General features: G+C 61.4%; 21 protein-coding genes. 8 read left to right on the top strand and 13 right to left on the bottom strand.

Features of this window, described 5'->3' with window-relative positions:
- Positions 1-32: 32 nt before the first annotated feature.
- The 6 genes from ACK6BI_RS02810 to dadA all read right to left on the bottom strand — a co-directional run bounded on the left by ACK6BI_RS02810 (position 33) and on the right by dadA (position 6127).
- Positions 33-1955 (bottom strand): acetyl-CoA hydrolase/transferase C-terminal domain-containing protein, encoded by a 1923-nt coding sequence (locus ACK6BI_RS02810; RefSeq protein WP_409315910.1) that lies wholly within the window; start codon positions 1953-1955, stop codon positions 33-35.
- 136 nt (positions 1956-2091) lie between these two features.
- On the bottom strand, positions 2092-2508 hold the full coding sequence (locus tag ACK6BI_RS02815; protein WP_409315954.1) for a c-type cytochrome: 417 nt from the start codon (positions 2506-2508) through the stop codon (positions 2092-2094).
- Positions 2509-2690: 182 nt separating this feature from the next.
- A complete protein-coding gene (locus ACK6BI_RS02820) occupies positions 2691-3239 on the bottom strand; it encodes a cupin domain-containing protein (protein ID WP_409315911.1) in 549 nt (182 codons plus the stop codon).
- An 89-nt stretch (positions 3240-3328) separates the two neighbouring features.
- Positions 3329-4402, bottom strand: coding sequence for an alanine racemase (gene alr / locus ACK6BI_RS02825; RefSeq protein ID WP_409315955.1), 1074 nt, complete (start codon positions 4400-4402; stop codon positions 3329-3331).
- 95 nt (positions 4403-4497) lie between these two features.
- A complete protein-coding gene (locus ACK6BI_RS02830) occupies positions 4498-4851 on the bottom strand; it encodes a RidA family protein (RefSeq protein ID WP_065258160.1) in 354 nt (117 codons plus the stop codon).
- On the bottom strand, positions 4823-6127 hold the full coding sequence (dadA, locus tag ACK6BI_RS02835) for a D-amino acid dehydrogenase (protein ID WP_065258161.1): 1305 nt from the start codon (positions 6125-6127) through the stop codon (positions 4823-4825). Before dadA ends, ACK6BI_RS02830 begins: the two co-directional genes overlap by 29 nt.
- A gap of 154 nt (positions 6128-6281) precedes the next feature.
- On the opposite strand from dadA, the gene ACK6BI_RS02840 reads away from it, so the two are divergent.
- Positions 6282-6770 (top strand): Lrp/AsnC ligand binding domain-containing protein, encoded by a 489-nt coding sequence (locus tag ACK6BI_RS02840; protein ID WP_003177284.1) that lies wholly within the window; start codon positions 6282-6284, stop codon positions 6768-6770.
- A 4-nt stretch (positions 6771-6774) separates the two neighbouring features.
- On the opposite strand, the gene ACK6BI_RS02845 is transcribed toward ACK6BI_RS02840, so the two are convergent.
- Positions 6775-7128 carry a YkgJ family cysteine cluster protein gene (locus ACK6BI_RS02845; RefSeq protein WP_409315912.1) on the bottom strand — a complete coding sequence of 118 codons (354 nt, stop codon included), beginning with the start codon at positions 7126-7128 and terminating at the stop codon, positions 6775-6777.
- A gap of 145 nt (positions 7129-7273) precedes the next feature.
- Here ACK6BI_RS02845 and ACK6BI_RS02850 point away from each other — a divergent pair, with 145 nt between their 5' ends.
- The gene (locus ACK6BI_RS02850) at positions 7274-8584 is read left to right on the top strand and encodes an NAD(P)/FAD-dependent oxidoreductase (protein ID WP_409315913.1); all 1311 of its coding nucleotides are present in this window, start codon (positions 7274-7276) and stop codon (positions 8582-8584) included.
- 108 nt (positions 8585-8692) lie between these two features.
- Here ACK6BI_RS02850 and ACK6BI_RS02855 read toward each other — a convergent pair whose 3' ends face one another.
- On the bottom strand, positions 8693-8938 hold the full coding sequence (locus ACK6BI_RS02855; protein ID WP_409315914.1) for a DUF1127 domain-containing protein: 246 nt from the start codon (positions 8936-8938) through the stop codon (positions 8693-8695).
- A 180-nt stretch (positions 8939-9118) separates the two neighbouring features.
- Between ACK6BI_RS02855 and ACK6BI_RS02860 the strand changes: the two genes are divergently transcribed.
- Together ACK6BI_RS02860 and ACK6BI_RS02865 are read left to right on the top strand one after the other, a co-directional pair.
- A complete protein-coding gene (locus ACK6BI_RS02860; protein WP_065258165.1) occupies positions 9119-10540 on the top strand; it encodes a PLP-dependent aminotransferase family protein in 1422 nt (473 codons plus the stop codon).
- 60 nt (positions 10541-10600) lie between these two features.
- Positions 10601-12169 carry a phospholipase D family protein gene (locus tag ACK6BI_RS02865; protein WP_409315915.1) on the top strand — a complete coding sequence of 523 codons (1569 nt, stop codon included), beginning with the start codon at positions 10601-10603 and terminating at the stop codon, positions 12167-12169.
- Positions 12170-12190: 21 nt separating this feature from the next.
- Here ACK6BI_RS02865 and ACK6BI_RS02870 read toward each other — a convergent pair whose 3' ends face one another.
- The gene (locus ACK6BI_RS02870; protein WP_409315916.1) at positions 12191-13336 is read right to left on the bottom strand and encodes an MFS transporter; all 1146 of its coding nucleotides are present in this window, start codon (positions 13334-13336) and stop codon (positions 12191-12193) included.
- A 185-nt stretch (positions 13337-13521) separates the two neighbouring features.
- On the bottom strand, positions 13522-15015 hold the full coding sequence (locus ACK6BI_RS02875) for an aldehyde dehydrogenase (protein ID WP_409315917.1): 1494 nt from the start codon (positions 15013-15015) through the stop codon (positions 13522-13524).
- A 236-nt stretch (positions 15016-15251) separates the two neighbouring features.
- Between ACK6BI_RS02875 and ACK6BI_RS02880 the strand changes: the two genes are divergently transcribed.
- On the top strand, positions 15252-15614 hold the full coding sequence (locus tag ACK6BI_RS02880) for a cupin domain-containing protein (RefSeq protein ID WP_409315918.1): 363 nt from the start codon (positions 15252-15254) through the stop codon (positions 15612-15614).
- 72 nt (positions 15615-15686) lie between these two features.
- On the opposite strand, the gene rpmG is transcribed toward ACK6BI_RS02880, so the two are convergent.
- Both rpmG and rpmB read right to left on the bottom strand, forming a co-directional pair.
- The gene (gene rpmG, locus ACK6BI_RS02885) at positions 15687-15842 is read right to left on the bottom strand and encodes a 50S ribosomal protein L33 (RefSeq protein WP_003177274.1); all 156 of its coding nucleotides are present in this window, start codon (positions 15840-15842) and stop codon (positions 15687-15689) included.
- Between the two features lie 11 nt (positions 15843-15853).
- Positions 15854-16087: a 50S ribosomal protein L28 gene (rpmB, locus tag ACK6BI_RS02890; RefSeq protein WP_003229474.1), complete on the bottom strand. Its 234-nt coding sequence runs from the start codon at positions 16085-16087 to the stop codon at positions 15854-15856.
- A gap of 446 nt (positions 16088-16533) precedes the next feature.
- On the opposite strand from rpmB, the gene ACK6BI_RS02895 reads away from it, so the two are divergent.
- Positions 16534-18120, top strand: a complete 1587-nt coding sequence (locus ACK6BI_RS02895; RefSeq protein WP_409315919.1) for an ABC transporter substrate-binding protein — start codon at positions 16534-16536, stop codon at positions 18118-18120.
- A 36-nt stretch (positions 18121-18156) separates the two neighbouring features.
- Here the strand turns inward: ACK6BI_RS02895 and radC are convergent, their stop codons facing one another.
- Entirely contained in the window at positions 18157-18831 is a 675-nt protein-coding gene (gene radC, locus ACK6BI_RS02900) for a RadC family protein (RefSeq protein WP_409315920.1), read from the bottom strand.
- A 135-nt stretch (positions 18832-18966) separates the two neighbouring features.
- On the opposite strand from radC, the gene coaBC reads away from it, so the two are divergent.
- Together coaBC and dut are read left to right on the top strand one after the other, a co-directional pair.
- Positions 18967-20175, top strand: a complete 1209-nt coding sequence (coaBC, locus tag ACK6BI_RS02905) for a bifunctional phosphopantothenoylcysteine decarboxylase/phosphopantothenate--cysteine ligase CoaBC (protein ID WP_085708873.1) — start codon at positions 18967-18969, stop codon at positions 20173-20175.
- A 5-nt stretch (positions 20176-20180) separates the two neighbouring features.
- Positions 20181-20636, top strand: a complete 456-nt coding sequence (dut, locus tag ACK6BI_RS02910; RefSeq protein ID WP_065258173.1) for a dUTP diphosphatase — start codon at positions 20181-20183, stop codon at positions 20634-20636.
- Positions 20637-20665 lie beyond the last annotated feature (29 nt).

The raw sequence follows: 20665 nt of genomic DNA on the forward strand, positions 1-20665 counted from the left end.
CAAGCTCGCTCCCACAGTGTCTTGTGTGGATGCTACTGCGCGGTGGCCTTCAGGCCCGTGAGCAGCAACCGCTGAAACAGGTCTTCCTTCAGGCCTTCCGGATGGGTGAGCTGCATGCGCGCCAGATGCTCCGGATACAGCGAAGCCTCAGGCGCGTCCAGCGCTGCCTTGCCCAGCTCCAGAATCTCCGTCAGCTTGAACTTGCTCTTGAGCCAGTTCAGCGCCCGCAACAGATCCTTCTCGACCTCATTGAAATCGCAGCCCAGCGGATACTCCGGAAACAGGTTCGGGTGCCGGGCGGCAATCGCCTGCAGGCGCTGCGGGGTGTTGTCGGTGAAGCGTGGATCGAGACGGAAATCCTTCGGCAACTTGCCGACCTTCTGCGCCTGTTCGATCAGACCCTGCTGGAAGCGCGAATCGCTGATGTTCAACAACGACTCGATCACCACGGCGTCCGACTTGCCGCGCAAATCAGCAATACCGTACTCGGTGACCACGATGTCGCGCAGATGCCGGGGAATCGTGCAGTGGCCATATTCCCAGACGATATTCGAACTGACATCGCCGCCGGATTCGCGCCAGCTGCGCAGCAGCAGTATCGAACGCGCATCGTGCAGCGCATGGCCCTGGGCGACGAAGTTGTATTGCCCACCGACGCCGCTGAGCACCCGTCCGTCCTGCAATTGGTCCGCCACCCCCGCACCCAGCAGGGTCATGGTGAACACGGTGTTGATGAACCGGGCATCGAGGCGCTGCAAGCGCTTGAGTTCTTCCTGACCGTACAGCTCGTTGATGTAACTGATGCGGGTCATGTTGAATTCAAGCCGTTTACCGTGGGGCAGCGCACGCAGACGCTCATAGAAGCTGCGCGGCCCGAGGAAAAAACCGCCGTGTACTGAAATGCCGTCGGTCTGCGCCGCCTCGTCGAGGGTGCCGGCGTTGGCCTGTCGCTGGGTCTCCACGTCCGGATAGACCTTGCGCCGGATGATCCCGGCGTCCGCCAGCACCAGCAGGCCGTTGACGAACATTTCGCTGCAACCGTAAAGACCTTTTGCGAACGGCTCGACGCCGCCCTCGCGCTCGATCAGTTGCGCCCACTGGCTGAGATTCACATCGGCCAGCAAAGCCTGGTATCCGGCATTGTCGGCCTGCCGCGCCAGCAGCGCGGCGGTCAGCGCATCGCCCATCGAACCGATGCCGATCTGCAAGGTGCCACCATCGCGCACCAGGGTACTGGCATGCAGGCCGATCAAGTGATCCTGAAACCCGACGGGCATGTTCGGCGTGGAAAACAGTGTGCTGTTGTCCTTTTCGTCGATCAGCAGGTCGAAGGTGTCGATGTCGACTTCCGCATCACCCGGCATATACGGCAGCCCGGTGTGCACCTGGCCGACCAGCAGGATCGTTTCCCCCGCTGCCCGGCGTCTGGCGATCATCGGGAACAGGTCGAGGGTGATGTCCGGGTTGCAGCTCAAGCTCAGGCGATCGGGATATTCACTGCTGCTGGCCAGCAACTGCGCCACCAGATTCAGGCCGGCGGCGTTGATATCCCGGGCGGCATGGCTGTAGTTGCTACTGACATAGTCTTGCTGGGCCGGTGCACTGTTGAGCAGGCTGCCGGGCTGCATGAAGAATTGCGCGATACGGATGTTGGCTGGCAGGCTGTCTCGGCGCAGGTCAGCGAGAAACTCCAGCTCCGGATAATCGCCGAACACCCGCTCGACGAAGGGCTCGATGAAGCGCTTCTGCAAACCGTCGCCCAAGGCCGGGCGACCAAGGCACAGGGCGGTGTAGATCGTCAGTTGCCGCTCGGGCAAACCGGCGATGCGCCGGTACAGCGCGTTGACGAAGGGATTGGGTTTGCCCAGTCCCAGCGGCAGCCCCATGTGGATGTGCGCCGGCAACCGTGCCAACACATCGTCCACTGCCTGCTCGATCGAACACAACTGCACCATCTGAAGCCTCCTGCCCGTTCCGTGAATAGAGGTACGACCGAGATTGCCGGTTGTTTGCTGCAATGAACAGCCTCAACCCCGAATCGCAGGCACAAAAAAACCGTCCGAAGACGGTTTTTTTCAGCAGAAGGTCGCCTTATTTCAGGCCGGACATCTTCTGGATCGCACCCTTCAGCTCAGCATCCGAGCAGTCGGCGCAGGTGCCTTTCGGCGGCATGGAGTTGATTCCGGTAATCGCCTTGGCGAGGATGCCGTCGAGGCCGCCCTGGTGATCGGCACGGTCTTTCCAGGCCGCGGTGTCACCGATTTTCGGCGCGCCCAGCAGGCCGGTACCGTGGCAAGCGTTGCAGTGTTTGGCAATCACTTCGTCCGGAGTCTTCGCTCCGCCACCGCCGCCTGCCGAAGCGGCCACTTCCATCCCCTTGCACTCTTGCCCTTGAACACACACCTGGCCGACAGGCTCGAGGCGTTTGGTAATGTCGTCATTCGTCGCAGCTTGAGCGCTGACAGCCCAGAGGGCCAGTACGGTTGCTGGTGCAGCCAGCATTTTCATAATTAGATTCACGCGTTCACCCTCAATGGTGGCTATTCACGCCTGCGGCCACGGTTCGCAGGCGGGCGCAAGTATAGCGGGTAGCCCGCCACACTGAAACAACCCCAAAGTTAAAGGGGTCTTGTTGCGCATCGGTCAGACAGTCCGGACACCTTTGCCGCAGTGGCCTGGCGTCTCTCGATTCAGAAGTTCGCCGGCGTGGCTGCGCTGATTAGTCGCGCCGGTACGTCGAACGGATTACGAAAACGATGCGGCTTGGTACTTTCAAAGTAGTAGCTGTCACCGGCTTCGAGGATAAAAGTTTCGAGCCCCACCACCAGTTCCAGACGGCCCTCCACCAGAATTCCGGTTTCCTCGCCTTCATGAGTGAGCATTTCTTCGCCGGTGTCGGCACCCGGCGGATAGATCTCGTTCAGAAAGGCGATGGCCCGGCTCGGGTGTGCACGACCGACCAGTTTCATGGTCACGGCACCGTCGGAAATGTCGATCAGCTCGTTGGCCTTGTAGACGATCTGGGTCGGTTTTTCCTGGAGGATTTCTTCGGAAAAGAACTCGACCATGGACATGGGAATCCCGCCCAGCACCTTCCTCAGCGAACTGATCGAAGGGCTGACGCTGTTCTTTTCGATCATCGAAATGGTGCTGTTGGTGACGCCCGCGCGCTTGGCGAGTTCACGCTGGGAAAGCCCTTTGAGCTTGCGGATCGATTGCAGTCGTTCACCGACGTCCAAGGCTTGGGCCTCCTGAGTGTTGTAGAAATATTGAGCGTTATCATGGCGACAGCGTTCAGTATTTACAACACTTGGGCCCAGCCCGGCCTTCAACCCCCGGAATAGAGCCTTGGCACCCGGCGCAGGTTGCAGAAGATCTGGTATGGAATGGTGTCCGCCCACTTCGCCACGTCGCTGGCGAGGATGTTCTTGCCCCACAGCTCCACGGTCGAACCGAGACCGGCTTGCGGTACGTCGGTCAGATCGATGCACAGCATGTCCATCGACACGCGGCCCAATATGCGACTGCGTTTGCCGGCCACCAGCACCGGGGTGCCGGTCGGCGCCTGACGCGGATAACCGTCGGCATAACCCATGGCGACCACGCCGATGCGCATCGGTTTGTCGGTGACGAATTTCGCGCCGTAGCCCACCGGCTCGCCGGCCGGCAGCTCACGTACGCTGATGACTTTCGATTCCAGCGTCATCACCGGTTGCAGGCGCTCGGCCACGGCGTTGGCTTCTTCGAACGGAGTGGCGCCATAGAGCATGATGCCCGGGCGCACCCAGTCACTTTGAATCTGTGGCCATCCCAGCACCGCCGGCGAATTGCGCAGGCTGACTTCGGCCGCCAGGCCCTGACGCGCAGCTTCGAACACGGCAACCTGATCGGCACTGCTTTGCTCGTGCAGTTCATCGGCCCGGGCGAAGTGGCTCATCAGCACGATTTTCGCCACTTTGCCGCTGGCCAGCAGACGTTGGTAGGCCGCGGGGTAGTCCTTCGGATGCAGACCGACGCGGTGCATGCCCGAATCGAGCTTCAGCCACACGGTGATCGGTTTGCTCAACGCGGCCTGCTCGATCGCTTCGAGCTGCCACAGCGAATGCACCACACACCAGAAGTCGTGTTCGACGATCAGCGCCAGCTCATCGGCCTCGAAAAAGCCTTCAAGCAACAGCACCGGCGCACGAATCCCCGCAGCACGCAGCTCCAGGGCTTCTTCGATACAGGCCACCGCGAAGCCGTCCGCTTGCGCCTCCAGCGCCTGGGCACAACGTACTGCGCCATGACCGTAGGCGTCGGCCTTGATCACCGCCAGTGCCTTGGCACCGGTGACTTCACGGGCGATTTGGTAGTTGTGACGCAGGGCTTCTAGATCGATCAGGGCACGGGCAGGACGCATGGCAGCAGACTTCTTGGCGGTCATGGGAATAAAAACCGGTGCTGGCTGGCGGCGTGAACCGCCAACAGCACCGGGAGAGGGATCTTTACAGCAGGTTACGGCAGCGCGGCGACGATGGAGATTTCCACCAGGATGTCCGGCCTGGCCATCTTCGCTTCGACTGTGGCACGGGCCGGCGCGGCGCCCTTGGGCAGCCACTGGTCCCACACCGAATTCATCCCGGCGAAGTGCGCCTCGATATCGTTCAGGTAGATCGTCGCCGACAGCAGATGCTGTTTGTCGGTACCGGCCAGATCCAGCAGACGCTCGATATTGGCGAGTACGTCGCGAGTCTGTTGTTCTACCCCGGCGTTGAAGTCATCACCGACCTGACCCGCCAGATACACGATGCCGTTGTGGCTGACGATCTGACTCATGCGCTCATTGGTGAGCTGGCGCTGGATTGCCATGCTTTGCGGACTCCTGGGTCTTGTTGCCATAACGGGAAATATCGAGGCCTTCGGCGCTGATCTGCGGTTTTTTCTTCGCCATCAGGTCAGCCAGCAGGCGACCGGAGCCGCACGCCATGGTCCAACCGAGGGTGCCGTGACCGGTGTTCAGAAACAGATTCTTGAACGGCGTGGCGCCGACGATCGGCGTGCCGTCCGGCGTGGTCGGACGCAGGCCGGTCCAGAAACTGGCTTCGGCCAGATTGCCGCCCTGAGGATAAAGGTCGTTGACGATCATCTCCAGGGTTTCGCGCCGACGCGGGTTCAGCGACAGGTCAAAACCGGCGATCTCCGCCATGCCGCCGACGCGGATGCGGTTGTCGAAACGGGTGATCGCGACCTTGTAGGTTTCGTCGAGAATGGTCGAAGTCGGGGCCATGGCCGGGTTGGTGATCGGCACGGTCAGCGAGTAGCCCTTCAACGGATACACCGGGGCCTTGATGCCCAGCGGCTTGAGCATTTGTGGCGAATAGCTGCCGAGGGCCAGCACATAGCGGTCGGCGGTTTCCAGCTTGCCGTCGATCCACACGCCGTTGATGCGGTCGCCGGCGAAGTCGAGGCGCTGAATGTCCTGGTTGAAACGGAATTCCACACCCAGGTTCACCGCCATTTCGGCGAGGCGGGTGGTGAAGATCTGGCAGTCGCCGGTCTGGTCGTTCGGCAGGCGCAGCGCACCAGCGAGGATGTCGGTAACGCTGGCCAGGGCCGGCTCGACGCGGGCAATGCCGGCGCGGTCGAGGACTTCGAACGGCACGCCGGACTCTTTCAGCACGGCGATGTCCTTGGCGGCGCCATCCAGCTGGGCCTGAGTGCGGAACAACTGAGTAGTACCGAGGCTGCGGCCTTCGTAGGCAATGCCGGTTTCGGCGCGCAATTCATCGAGGCAGTCACGACTGTACTCGGACAGACGCACCATGCGCTCCTTGTTCACCGCGTAACGGCTGGCGGTGCAGTTACGCAGCATCTGCGCCATCCACAGGTACTGGTCTATATCGGCGGTGGCCTTGATCGCCAGCGGTGCGTGGCGTTGCAGCAGCCACTTGATGGCCTTGAGCGGCACACCCGGTGCAGCCCACGGCGAGGCATAACCCGGCGAGACCTGGCCTGCGTTGGCGAAACTGGTCTCCATGGCCGCGGCTGGCTGCCGGTCGACCACCACCACTTCAAACCCGGCACGGGCCAGATAGTAAGCACTGGCGGTACCGATGACGCCGCTACCCAAGACCATAACGCGCATTTTTGTATCCCTCTCGCGGCGTGCCGCGTACGTCTGTTGTTAGAGCAATGATGCGCGCAGTGTAAAAAAGATTCGCCAGTGCTTTTCACTGTATAAGCGCCTATATTTGGCGACAATTCTCGGCAAAAACCCTTTTCACGGAGGCGCATCCCCTATGCGTACCAACACTCAGACCAAACGTGAGCTGGACAAGATCGACCGCAACATCTTGCGGATCCTGCAGGCGGACGGGCGGATATCATTCACTGAACTGGGCGAGAAGGTCGGGCTCTCCACCACGCCGTGCACCGAGCGGGTGCGGCGCCTGGAGCGCGAGGGAATCATCATGGGCTACAACGCCCGACTGAATCCTCAGCACTTGAAGGGCAGCCTGCTGGTATTTGTCGAGATCAGCCTCGACTACAAGTCCGGCGACACGTTCGAAGAATTCCGACGCGCCGTCTTGAAGCTGCCCCACGTGCTGGAATGCCACCTGGTGTCAGGAGATTTCGACTATCTGGTAAAGGCGCGGATTTCCGAGATGGCTTCGTACCGCAAGCTGCTGGGCGACATCCTGCTCAAGCTGCCGCACGTGCGCGAATCCAAGAGCTACATCGTGATGGAAGAAGTGAAAGAGAGCCTGAGCCTGCCGATTCCGGACTGATTGCTCAGACCAGCACCTGCCGATTCGAAGCCATGTACTCGAATACCTGCTTCTCGACCCGCGGATGAATCAGCTCCACCGGCCGTCGGCCGTTGGGGCACGGCAAGGTCGGGGTGGTACCGAACAACCGGCAGATCAGCGGCCGCTCGTCATACACCGTGCAGCCGTTCGGCCCCAGGTGCACACAGTTGAGCTCTTCCATGGCCGCGTCCTGCTCGGCGCGAGTCTTGCGTGGCAACCGGGCCATTTCCTCGGGCGAGGTGGTCACCGGCCCGCAGCAGTCGTGACAGCCCGGCACGCACTCGAACGTGGGAATCTGCTGACGCAGGGTGCGGATTTTCTGACTGTTGCAGCTCATTGCAGCGGTAACCGGAGCGAAATAGGCGGCAATTGTGCCGCAAAAGCCGTGATCCAGACACCACAGGCCGACCAATGTTGCCCGGCCTCGGGCCTGCGGCTTATGCTCCGTCAAATTTTCTCGACACCCGCTCAGGATGACGCCCATGAATGCCCGCGCCCACGCCTTCGCGAGCCAACCCCACGTTGCCTCTTACTACGCCGCCAGCAGCCTGCCGCAGCCCGACCATCCGGTGCTGCAAGGCGAACTGATCGCCGACGTGTGCGTGGTCGGTGGCGGTTTCTCCGGGCTGAACACCGCGCTGGAACTGGCAGAACGCGGCTTGAGCGTCGTGCTGCTGGAAGCGCACCGGATCGGCTGGGGCGCCAGCGGACGCAACGGCGGGCAACTGATTCGCGGGGTCGGTCATGGCCTCGACCAGTTCGCCAACGTGATCGGCGCCGACGGCGTGCGTCAGATGAAACTCATGGGCCTGGAAGCGGTGGAAATCGTCCGCCAGCGCGTCGAGAAATTTCAGATCCTCTGCGACCTGACCTGGGGTTACTGCGACCTCGCCAACAAACCGTCCGACCTGGAAGGCTTCGCCGAAGACGCCGAAGAACTGCGCAGTCTCGGCTACCGCTACGAACCCCGTCTGCTGCAAGCGAACGAAATGCACACGGTCGTCGGCTCCAAGCGTTACGTCGGCGGTCTGATCGACATGGGCTCCGGTCATTTGCACCCGTTGAACCTTGCATTGGGCGAAGCCGCAGCGGCGCAGCAACTGGGGGTGAAGCTGTTCGAACAATCGGCGGTCACCCGCATCGACTACGGCCCCGAAGTCCGGGTACACACGGCGCAAGGTTCAGTGCGAGCGGAAACGCTGGTGCTCGGCTGCAATGCCTATCTCAACAACCTGAATCCGCAACTCAGCGGCAAGGTGCTGCCGGCCGGCAGCTATATCATCGCCACCGAACCCCTGAGCGAAGCACAGGCTCGAGAACTGCTGCCGCAGAACATGGCAGTCTGCGACCAGCGGGTGGCGCTGGATTACTACCGGCTCTCGGCGGACCGGCGCCTGCTGTTCGGCGGTGCCTGCCATTATTCGGGGCGTGATCCAAAGGACATCGGCGCGTACATGCGGCCCAAAATGCTGGAAGTGTTCCCGCAGCTCGCCTCAGCGAAGATCGATTATCAGTGGGGCGGGATGATCGGCATCGGTGCCAACCGCCTGCCGCAGATTGGCCGGCTAAGCGATCAGCCGAACGTGTATTACGCCCAGGCCTATTCCGGTCACGGCGTAAATGCCACGCACCTGGCGGGCAAGCTGCTGGCCGAGGCTATCAGCGGCCAGCACGGCGGTGGCTTTGATCTGTTCGCCAAAGTGCCGCACATCACCTTCCCCGGCGGCAAGCATCTACGCTCGCCGCTGCTGGCGTTGGGGATGTTGTGGCATCGGCTCAAAGAGCTGGTCTGAGCTCGTTCCCACGCTCCTGCGTGGGAATGCATCCAGTGACGCTCTGCGTCACAGCGGACGCGGAGCGTCCGGGGCGGCGCTCCCACGCAGAGCGTGGGAACGATCCTTCTAGATCCGCCAGAACGGCTTCAACCCCTCCTCCAGCGCCTGCTCCCGAGTCAGCCCGACATCCTTGAGCTGCTCCGGCGAGAGCCCGAGCAGGGCCTTGCGCGTGTGCAGACGATGCCAGAACAGGCCCCAGCGACTCAGGCCGGACGGTGCGTTGCGCAATATCTCGTTGCGCGCCTTGTCCTGTTGCCCCGCCTCCAGTACCCGACTGTGTAACGTCAGCCGCACATCGCTCAAGCCGTTCATTTTTTGTCGCTCCTGTTTACTTGGGTAGCCAGAGATTCCATGATGCGCGGGCCGACAAAAGCATTACAGATTCAACGCATCTGTATTATTTCCATACAGATTTGCTGTCTCCGGGACTGAATTGTCGATTTACGCCGCATCTGTACTGGTTTTTCGAATCACCTGCATCGAGGCAGTGCCATGACCCTGTATGTGAACCTTGCCGAACTGCTCGGCACCCGCATCGAACAAGGCTTCTACCGTCCTGGTGATCGCCTGCCGTCGGTGCGCGCCTTGAGCGTAGAACATGGGGTCAGCCTGAGCACGGTGCAGCAGGCCTATCGAATGCTGGAAGACAGCGGCCTAGCCACCCCGAAACCCAAATCCGGGTACTTCGTGCCGGTCGGCCGCGAGCTTCCCGAACTGCCGGCAATCGGGCGTCCGGCCCAGCGCCCGGTGGAGATTTCCCAGTGGGATCAAGTGCTGGAACTGATTCGCGCCGTACCGCGCAAGGACGTCGTGCAACTCGGTCGCGGCATGCCGGACATCTCGTCACCGACGATGAAACCGCTGCTGCGCGGACTGGCCCGTATCAGCCGCCGTCAGGACATGCCCGGTCTGTATTACGACAACATCCACGGCACCCTCGAACTGCGCGAACAGATCGCCCGATTGATGCTCGATTCCGGCTGCCAGTTGAGCGCCAGCGACCTCGTCGTCACCACCGGTTGCCACGAAGCGCTGTCCACCAGCATCCACGCGATCTGCGAGCCCGGGGATATCGTCGCGGTGGACTCGCCGAGCTTTCACGGCGCCATGCAGACCCTCAAGGGGCTGGGCATGAAAGCCCTGGAAATCCCCACCGACCCGCTCACCGGCATCAGTCTCGAAGCACTGGAACTGGCGCTGGAGCAATGGCCGATCAAGGTCATCCAGCTCACGCCCAACTGCAACAACCCCCTCGGCTACATCATGCCGGAGTCGCGCAAACGTGCGTTGCTGACGCTGGCACAGCGCTTCGACGTGGCGATCATCGAGGACGATGTGTATGGCGAACTGGCCTACACCTACCCGCGTCCGCGCACGATCAAATCCTTCGACGAAGACGGTCGCGTGCTGCTGTGCAGCTCGTTTTCCAAGACCCTCGCGCCGGGGCTGCGCATCGGCTGGGTCGCGCCGGGCCGCTACCTCGAACGGGTGTTGCACATGAAATACATCAGCACCGGTTCCACCGCACCACAGCCACAGATTGCCATCGCCGAATTTCTCAAGGCCGGCCACTTCGAACCGCATTTGCGGCGGATGCGCACTCAATATCAGCGCAATCGCGACGTGATGATCGACTGGGTGACCCGTTATTTCCCTGCCGGCACCCGCGCCAGCCGTCCACAGGGCAGCTTCATGCTCTGGGTCGAATTGCCGGAAGGTTTCGATACCCTGAAACTGAATCGTGCGCTGCACGATCAGGGCGTACAGATTGCCGTCGGCAGCATTTTTTCCGCCTCGGGCAAGTATCGCAATTGCCTGCGCATGAACTACGCTGCGAAGCCGACACCGCTCATCGAAGAAGCCGTGCGCAAAGTCGGTGCGGCGGCGATCAAATTGCTCGCAGAAACCGACTGACCTTTTTCAAAAGCCCCGCGTCCATATGCCGACCCTTGCTGCCAATCGGAACGATCCCGCGTGAGCCTCAGACAGCCCCTGCTTGCCCTGCCTCTACTCGCCGCGCTCCTGGGCGGTTGCGCGACCCTCGACGTGCCACGCGAGCCAAGCCAGGCATTGCCGGCCTCGGCATCGAGTTTCGGACGCTCCATCCAGGCCCAGGCCGCACCGTACAAAGGTCAGTCGGGGTTTCGCCTGCTGTCCAACAGCACCGAAGCCTTCACCGCCCGCGCCGAGCTGATCCGCAATGCCCAGAGCAGCCTCGACCTGCAGTACTACATCGTCCACGACGGCATCAGCACCCGCATGCTGGTGGAAGAAGTGTTGAAGGCTGCCGACCGTGGCGTACGGGTGCGGATTCTGCTGGATGACACCACCAGCGACGGCCTCGATTTGATCATTGCCACGCTGGCAGCGCATCCGAACATCCAGATCCGCCTGTTCAATCCACTGCACCTGGGCCGCAGCACCGGCGTGACCCGGACCGCTGGCCGGTTGTTCAACCTGTCGCAGCAACACCGACGGATGCATAACAAACTGTGGCTGGCGGACAACAGCGCCGCGATCGTCGGCGGACGTAATCTGGGTGACGAGTATTTCGATGCCGAGCCCAACCTGAACTTCACCGACATCGACATGCTCAGCGTCGGACCGGTCGCCGAACAACTCGGGCACGGCTTCGATCAATACTGGAACAGCGCCCTGAGCAAGCCGATCGAGGAATTCCTCTCCAGCAAGCCCTCGGCCAAGGATCTGCAAAACACCCGCACGCGCCTGGAAGAATCCCTGGAGGAAACCCGCAAACAGAATCACGCGCTCTACCAACAGCTGATGACCTTCACCACTCATCCGCGCATGGACATCTGGCGGCGGGAGCTGATCTGGGCCTGGAACCAGGCGCTGTGGGACGCACCGAGCAAGGTGCTGGCGGACGGCGAACCAGATCCGCAGCTGCTGCTGACCACGCAACTGGCACCGGAGCTGCGGAGTGTGAGCAAAGAACTGATGATGATTTCCGCGTACTTCGTGCCGGGCCAGCCGGGCCTGGTTTACCTGACCGGACGGGCTGATGCGGGCGTGTCGGTGAGCCTGCTGACCAACTCGCTGGAAGCCACCGACGTGCCAGCGGTACACGGGGGTTATGCGCCGTATCGCAAGGCATTGCTGGAGCATGGCGTGAAGCTGTTTGAGCTGCGGCGCCAGCCTGGGGATAACTTCGGCAGTGGCCCGCACTTGTTTTACAGCAAGTCGTTTCGTGGCTCGGACTCCAGCCTGCACAGCAAGGCGATGATCTTCGACGGGAAAAAATCGTTTATTGGCTCATTCAACTTCGACCCGCGCTCGGTGCTGTGGAACACCGAAGTCGGCGTGCTGGTGGACAGCCCCGAACTGGCTGCCCATGTTCGGGATCTGGCCTTGCAGGGCATGGCGCCGGCGCTGAGCTACGAGGCAAAACTTCAAAATGGAAAAATCGTCTGGGTCACCGAAGACAACGGCCAGATGCACACGCTGACCAAGGAACCCGGCAGCTGGTGGCGGCGCTTCAATGCCTGGTTCAGCACCACGGTAGGCCTGGAGCGGATGCTGTAGTCATCCGCCCCGGCCAAGGCGTCAGGCAGGCTCCGGCACCTTGCCGAACGCCCCTTGCCGCAACAGCAGAATCACCAGCCCGAACGCCCCGGCGGCCATGAACCAAGGCAACGCGTGCCCGCTGATCCATTGACTGCCCGCTCCCGCTGCCAATGGCCCGATCAGACAACCAACGCCCCACAACTGCGCGACATGCGCATTGGCGCGTACCAGCGCATCGTCGCGGTAGCGCTCGCCGATCAAGATCAGCGACAGCGTGAACAAGCCACCGGCACTGGCGCCGAACAACACCCACAACGGCCAGATCAGCAAGGTGTCGAGCAGTATGGGAATCGCCAGGCTCGACAACATCAGGACCACCGCGCAACCGGCGAACAAGCTCCGCCGTGACAGGTAATCGGCCAGCGCCCCGATGGGCAACTGCAGCAGCGCATCGCCCACCACCACGGTGCTGACCATCGCCAGCGCGATTTCCGCCGTGAAGCCCTGTTGCAGGCAGTACACCGGCAACAGAGTCAGGATCATCGCCTCGAACGCGGCGAACAGCGACACCGCCCAGGCAATCGCCGGCAACTCGCGACTGAAACCCCACAGATCGCCGAAGGTCACGCTGCTGGCCTCGCTGCTCGGCGCCCCGCTGCGTCCCAGCAACAACAACGGTGAAGTCATCAGCAGAGCGACCCCGACCCAAAAGCCGTAATCATGTTCGGTGCCGAGCGCGCCCAGCAGCAACGGACCAGACAGTTGGCTCAACGCATAACTGCTGCCATACAGCGCCACCAGCCGTCCGCGCCACTGCTCGACCACCAGCTGGTTGATCCAGCTTTCGCCGAGGATGAAGACGATGGTCAGGATCACCCCGATCATCAAGCGCAGCACCAGCCAGATCGGGTAGCTCGGCAGCAGCGCCAACAGACCGATGGACAATGCCCCGCCCCATAGGCACAGACGCATCAGGTTCGCCGTGCCGAAGCGCGCCGCCAGATGACTCGACACCTTCGCTCCCAGCAACACGCCAATGGCCGGCATCGCCGCCATCACACCGATGGCGAACGAACCATAACCCCAGCCTTCCAGACGCAACGACACCAACGGCATGCTGACGCCAAGGGCCAGGCCAACACTCAAGACAGACGCCAACACGGCGAAATACGTCGCCCAACGCATGGTCCACGCTCCTGTGGATATTTTTTATTCACACAAAACCAATGTGGGAGCGAGCCTGCTCGCGAAAGCGGCGTCAAATTCAACATGTATGTCGACTGTCACACCGCTTTCGCGAGCAGGCTCGCTCCCACATGGGATCTCTGTTTCGTCAGGGAGCCCGGGGTGCCCGGGCTCCCCTCAACGGTTTACAGCTTGATCCAGGTCGCCTTCAGCTCGGTGTATTTGTCAAACGCGTGCAGCGACTTGTCGCGGCCGTTGCCCGACTGTTTGAAGCCGCCGAACGGTGCGGTCATGTCGCCGCCATCGTACTGGTTGACCCACACGCTGCCGGCACGCAATGCCTTGGCGGTGAGGTGCGCCTTGGAAATGTCCCGAGTCCAGACCGCTGCCGCCAGGCCGTAAGGCGTGTCGTTGGCGATGCTGATCGCTTCCTCGGCCGTGTCGAAGGCGATGACCGACAGCACCGGGCCAAAGATCTCTTCCTGGGCAATCTTCATCGCGTTACTCACGCCGTCGAAAATCGTCGGTTCAACGTAGGTGCCACCGGTTTCCTGAAGAATGCGCTTGCCGCCGGCCACCAGTTTGGCGCCGTCAGTGTGGCCCGACTCGATGTAGGACAGCACGGTGTTCATCTGCTGGGTATCGACCAGCGCACCGACATTGGTGGCCGGGTCCAGCGGATTGCCCGGTTTCCAGGCTTTCAGCGCCTCGATCACCATCGGCAGGAATTTGTCCTTGATCGAACGCTCGACCAGCAGACGGGAACCGGCGGTGCAGACCTCGCCCTGGTTGAAGGCGATGGCGCTGGCGGCGGATTCGGCCGCAGCCTGCAGGTCCGGTGCATCGGCAAATACGATGTTCGGGCTCTTGCCACCGGCTTCCAGCCAGACGCGCTTCATGTTCGATTCGCCGGAGTAGATCATCAGTTGTTTGGCGATTTTGGTCGAACCGGTGAACACCAGGGTATCGACGTCCATGTGCAACGCGAGCGCCTTGCCGACGGTATGGCCATAACCTGGCAGCACGTTGAACACGCCTTTCGGAATACCGGCCTCGACCGCCAGGGCGGCGATGCGGATGGCCGTCAGCGGAGACTTTTCCGATGGCTTGAGAATCACCGAGTTACCGGTCGACAGCGCCGGACCCAGTTTCCAGCAGGCCATCATCAACGGGAAGTTCCACGGCACGATGGCACCGACCACGCCCACTGGCTCGCGGGTGACCAGACCCAGTTGGTCGTGCGGAGTAGCGGCGACTTCGTCGTAGATCTTGTCGATCGCTTCACCGCTCCAGCTCAGCGCTTGCGCCGCGCCCGGGACGTCGATGTACAACGAATCGCTGATCGGTTTGCCCATGTCGAGGGTTTCGAGCAGGGCCAGTTCTTCGGCGTGCTGCTTGAGCAGGCCAGCAAAACGGATCATGGTGGCTTTGCGTTTGGTCGGCGCCAGGCGCGACCAGACGCCGGAATTGAAGGTGGCGCGGGCGTTTTCCACTGCGCGCTGGGCGTCGGCGGCGTCACAACTGGCAATCTTGCCCAGCAGACGGCCATCGACCGGGCTGATGCACTCGAAAGTCTCGCCGGAGACGGCATCGGTGTACTCGCCATTGAGGTAGGCGCGACCTTCGATCTTCAGGTCACGGGCGCGTTGTTCCCAGTCGGCACGAGTCAGGGTGGTCATTCGAGTGTCCTCCTCTTGTTGAGTACGAGCGCCGCGCGATCTTCGCCGGCGTCCTCAGGAATTCTGCCCGGCCAGCCTGTTTTCGGCCCAAGGCACCCGCCACCCTAAACCAGCGGCCGGGGTTGTTTCAATATATTTGACATAAGCTCGCCATACGGCCTTGCGGTGTTCATTTTAATAAACATAGACTTTGGCCCTTTCAAGCCACCGCGCCGTCACCACAGGAGAAAACAACAATGAACATCCAGAACGTCGTCGACATCAGCCTGACCATGGACCAGGCCGAACGCTATCGGCCTGATCCGGTCAAGGTACTGAAAGGCGATCCCGAGCAGGCGGTGTTCAATCAGTACGACAGCCCTTGCGGGCAGATGGGCGTCGGCGTGTGGGAAGGCGCGGTCGGTCAGTGGACCGTGAATTACACCGAGCATGAATACTGCGAAATCCTGCAGGGTGTTTCAGTGCTGCGAGACAGCGAAGGCAATGCCAAGACCCTGCGTGTGGGCGACCGCTTCGTGATCCCGGCCGGTTTCAGTGGCACCTGGGAAGTGCTGGAAGCCTGCCGCAAGGTCTATGTGATCTTCGAACAGAAGGCCTGAGGCCTTTCGCCAGGCAACAAAAAAGGCCCGTATCGTGAGATACGGGCCTTTTTCGTCGGTCGGGAAAATCAATTACTTGATTTTGCCTTCCTTGTAGATCACGTGCTTGCGAACAACCGGATCATATTTCTTGATCTCGATTTTGTCCGGGGTAGTACGCTTGTTCTTGTCGGTAGTGTAGAAGTGACCAGTACCGGCGCTCGAGATCAAACGAATCAATTCACGCATGATTAGCTCCCTTAGATCTTGCCGTCGCGACGCAGCTCGGCCAGCACAACGCTGATGCCACGCTTGTCGATGATGCGCATGCCTTTGGCGGAAACGCGCAGGCGTACGAAACGTTTCTCTTCTTCAACCCAGAAGCGGTGATGCTGCAGGTTCGGCAGGAAACGACGACGGGTTTTGTTGTTTGCGTGGGAAATGTTATTCCCGGTTACCGGACCCTTACCGGTAACTTGACATACTCTAGACATGCCTCAGCCCTCTAAAACCACATGCCCAACCCGGCATGGGTTGGCCGCTTAATCTCTAGTCATTGTGGCGCCAGGCGCCGCGATTCTTTAGAGGTCTTACCGGCTACACCTACAAGCGAAGGAACCGGGCCCCTAGAAAAGAGCGCTGCTTTATACCAGAAAGACCACGGAGCAACAACTTTCCGTGCGCAATGAATGGCTAAAAAGCCGTTTTTCTCGCCTGCAAGCGCCTTGGGTAAAGGCTGCCGGCAATTTTTACCATTCGTCGAAGAAAATCGATCATACCTGCAATCGCGACTTTTCCTGCCGTCATTTCGGACATTTTCCCCGCTCCCATGCCCCGAAAAAGCAAAAAGGGGATAGTCATTTGCAATCGCGACCACTAGGGTAGGCCTTTTCCAGACTGCACTTGCAGATGGGCCTTCGATCTGTAAAGGAAGCCGACCATGCGCCTCGCTGCCCTCCCCCTGCTGCTCGCCCCGTTAATGCTGAGCCCCCTGGCCCATGCCGCCGCCCTGAGCGTGTGCACCGAGGCCAGCCCCGAAGGGTTCGACGTGGTGCAGTACAACTCGCTGACCACCACCAACGCCTCGGCCGATGTGTTGATGAACCGCCTGGTGGACTTCGATACGGCGACCGGAAAAGTGGTCCCGAGCCTGGCCGACAGCTGGGAAGTCAGCACCGACGGCCTGACTTATATATTCAAACTGCACCCGCAGGTGAAATTCCACAGCACCGAGTACTTCAAGCCGACCCGCGAACTGACCGCCGAAGACGTCAAATTCAGCTTCGACCGCATGCTCGACCCGGCCAATCCATGGCACAAGGTCGCCCAGAGCGGCTTTCCCCACGCTCAGTCGATGCAGTTGCCCAGCCTGATCAAGAAGATCGACGCGCTGGATCCGCTGACCGTGCGTTTTACCCTCGACCATCCGGACTCGACATTCCTGGCGACCCTGAGCATGGGCTTCGCCTCGATCTACTCCGCCGAGTACGCCGACAAACTGCTGAAGGCCGGCACTACCGACAAGCTCAACAGCCAGCCGATCGGCACCGGCCCGTTCGTGTTCACCCGGTTCCAGAAAGACGCATCGGTTCGCTACAGGGCCAACCCGGATTACTTCGGCGGCAAGCCAGCGGTGGATCCGCTGATCTTCGCCATCACCCCGGACGCCAACGTGCGTCTGCAAAAGCTGCGGCGTAACGAATGCCAGATTGCCCTGTCGCCCAAACCACTGGACGTGCAGGCCGCCAAGGAAGAGCCGATGCTGAAAGTCGAAAAGACTGACGCGTTCATGACCGCATTCGTCGGCATCAACAGTCAGCATCCGCCGCTGGACAAGCCGGAAGTGCGTCAGGCGATCAACCTCGCCTTCGACAAGGCCAATTACCTCAAGGCCGTGTTCGAAGATACCGCCGAACCCGCCAACGGCCCGTACCCGCCGAATACCTGGAGCTACGCCAAGAATTTGCCGGGCTACCCGCACGATGTGGCCAAAGCCAAAGCCTTACTGGCCAAGGCCGGCCTGAAGGACGGTTTCCAGACCACCATCTGGACGCGCCCGTCCGGCAGCCTGCTCAACCCGAACCCGAGCCTTGGCGCGCAATTGCTGCAATCGGACCTGGCGGAAATCGGCATTCAGGCGGAAATCCGCGTGATCGAATGGGGCGAACTGATTCGTCGTGCCAAGGCCGGCGAACACGACCTGCTGTTCATGGGCTGGGCCGGTGACAACGGCGACCCGGACAACTTCCTCACTCCGCAGTTTTCCTGCGCGGCGGTGAAGTCCGGGACCAACTTCGCCCGCTACTGCAACGCTGATCTGGACAAGCTGATCAGTGCCGGCAAGACCACCAGCGAGCAAGGCGTACGCACCAAGCTGTATGAGCAGGCGCAGACGCAGATCCAACAGCAGGCCTTGTGGCTGCCGCTGGCGCATCCGACGGCGTATGCGCTGACACGCAAGGACGTGCAGGGGTATTCGGTGAGCCCGTTCGGGCGGCAGGATTACTCCAAGGTTACCCTTAAGTAATCCGCCCCGGCTTGCAGCGACTGCAGTCGCTGCAAGCTACATCCAGCCACACTCCGCCATCGACAACGGCTCCCCATCGCCAACGATGAAGTGATCGAGCACCCGCACGTCGATCAGTTCCAGAGCCTTCTGCAGGCGTTTGGTCAGCAAACGGTCTGCCTGACTGGGATCGCTGTTCCCCGACGGGTGGTTATGACACAGGATCACGGCCGCCGCGTTATTGGCCAACGAGCGCTTCACCACTTCACGGGGATGCACGGCGGTGTTGTCGATGGAGCCACGAAACAGCGGCTCGAACGTCAGCACTTGATGCTTGGAATCCAGAAACAGGCAGCCGAACACTTCGTGCGGCTCGTGGCGCAGCATGGCCTTGAGGTAATCACGGACCACTTGCGGATTCTCCAGCGCCGTTTTCTGCCGCATGCGCTCGGCCAAGTGCCGCCGCCCCATCTCCAGCACAGCTTGCAACTGGGCGAACTTCGCCGGCCCCAGGCCCAATTGTTCGCTGAACGCACCGAGATCAGCCTCCAGCAACGCACGCAGGCTGCCGAACTGATTCAACAAGTGTCGCGCCAGATCCACCGCGCTTTTACCGGCTACGCCGGTCCGTAGAAAAATCGCCAGCAATTCGGCATCGGAAAGACTTCCCGAGCCCTGTTCAAGCAGCTTCTCCCGCGGCCTTTCCGCCGCCGGCCAATCGCGAATACTCATACACACTCCTTGTCTATGGGCGCCGCTGTTCCATAGCGGTCGCTGTGATATCGTAGCCCATCTTTTTTGCGGGCGAATTCACCCTGGGGAGGGGGTTTCGCCACGCATGTCACCCACGAAATGAAAGGCAGACCTATGCAGCGGCTGTATCGGAAACGCATCGTTCTGGGCGTCGGCGGCGGCATCGCTGCCTACAAGAGCGCCGATCTTGTGCGCCGCCTGATCGATCAGGGCGCCGAGGTGCGCGTGGTCATGACCCGTGGCGGCAGCGAATTCATCACCCCGCTGACCATGCAGGCCCTGTCCGGCCACCCGGTTCACCTGGACTTGCTCGACCCGGCCGCCGAAGCGGCAATGGGCCACATCGAACTGGCCAAATGGGCCGACCTGGTGCTGATCGCCCCGGCCACCGCCGACCTGCTCGCCCGTCTGGCCCAAGGCATCGCCAATGATCTGCTGACCACGCTGGTGCTGGCCACCGACGCCATCGTCGCAGTCGCTCCGGCCATGAACCAGGCCATGTGGCGCGACCCGGCGACCCAGGCCAACCTGCAACTCCTCGAAAGCCGTGGCCTGAAGACCTTCGGCCCGGCTTCAGGCAGCCAGGCCTGCGGCGATGTCGGCATGGGCCGCATGATGGAAGCCACCGATCTGGCCCAGCTCGCGGCGGACTGCTTCCAGCGTCAGGCACTGACCGGCAAGCATGTGGTGATCACCGCCGGCCCGACCCAGGAAAACATCGACCCGGTGCGCTACATCACCAACCACAGCTCCGGCAAAATGGGCTTCGCTCTGGCTGAAGCGGCGGTGGAAGCCGGCGCCCGCGTCACGCTGATCAGCGGCCCGGTGCATTTGCCGACGCCGGATCGCGTCACCCGCATCGACGTCGTTAGCGCCCGCGACATGCTCGCTGCCTGCGAAGCCGCGATCCCTTGCGACATCTTTATCGCCTCGGCGGCAGTCGCGGACTACCGTCCGGAAGTCGTCGCCCCGCAAAAACTCAAGAAAGATCCTACGAGCGGTGACGGCTTCGTCCTGCAAATGGTACGTAACCCGGACATCCTGGCCACCATCGCCACCCGTCCTGACCGTCCGTTCAGTGTCGGTTTCGCCGCCGAGACCGAACACCTGCTCGACTACGCTGCGCGCAAGCTGAAGGACAAGAATCTCGACCTGATCGTCGCCAACGACGTCGCCAACCCGAGCATCGGTTTCAACAGCGAAGAAAACGCCTGCAGCGTCATCGACCGTGGGCTGCACGCCACGGTTTTCGCCCAGACCAGCAAGAGCAAGATCGCTCGCCAGCTCGTCACCTTTATCGCCGAACGTCTGAACCAGGTTTAATTTACATGCACGCTTTGCAAGCCAAGATCCTTGACCCACGCATCGGTACCGAATTCCCGCTGCCGCAATACGCCACACCGGGCTCCGCCGGCCTCGACCTGCGCGCCATGCTGGAACAGGACATCGTGATCAAGCCGGGTGAAACCGTGCTGATCCCTACCGGGCTGTCGGTGTACATCGGCGACCCGAACCTCGCCGCACTGATCCTGCCGCGCTCGGGCATGGGCCATAAGCACGGCATCGTGCTGGGCAATCTGGTCGGCCTGATCGACTCTGACTACCAGGGCCCGCTGATGGTCTCCTGCTGGAACCGCGGCCAGACCGAATTCACCATGCCGGTGGGCGAGCGCCTGGCGCAGCTGGTGCTGGTGCCCGTGGTGCAGGCGCACTTCGAAATGGTTGAAGAGTTCGTCGAAACCGAACGTGGCGCGGGTGGTTTCGGCCACTCCGGCACCAAGTAACCGAGGAAAATCCATTGTGGCGAGGGAGC

Source organism: Pseudomonas sp. KCJK9016, from assembly GCF_046231795.1.
Lineage (GTDB): Bacteria > Pseudomonadota > Gammaproteobacteria > Pseudomonadales > Pseudomonadaceae > Aquipseudomonas > Aquipseudomonas bananamidigenes.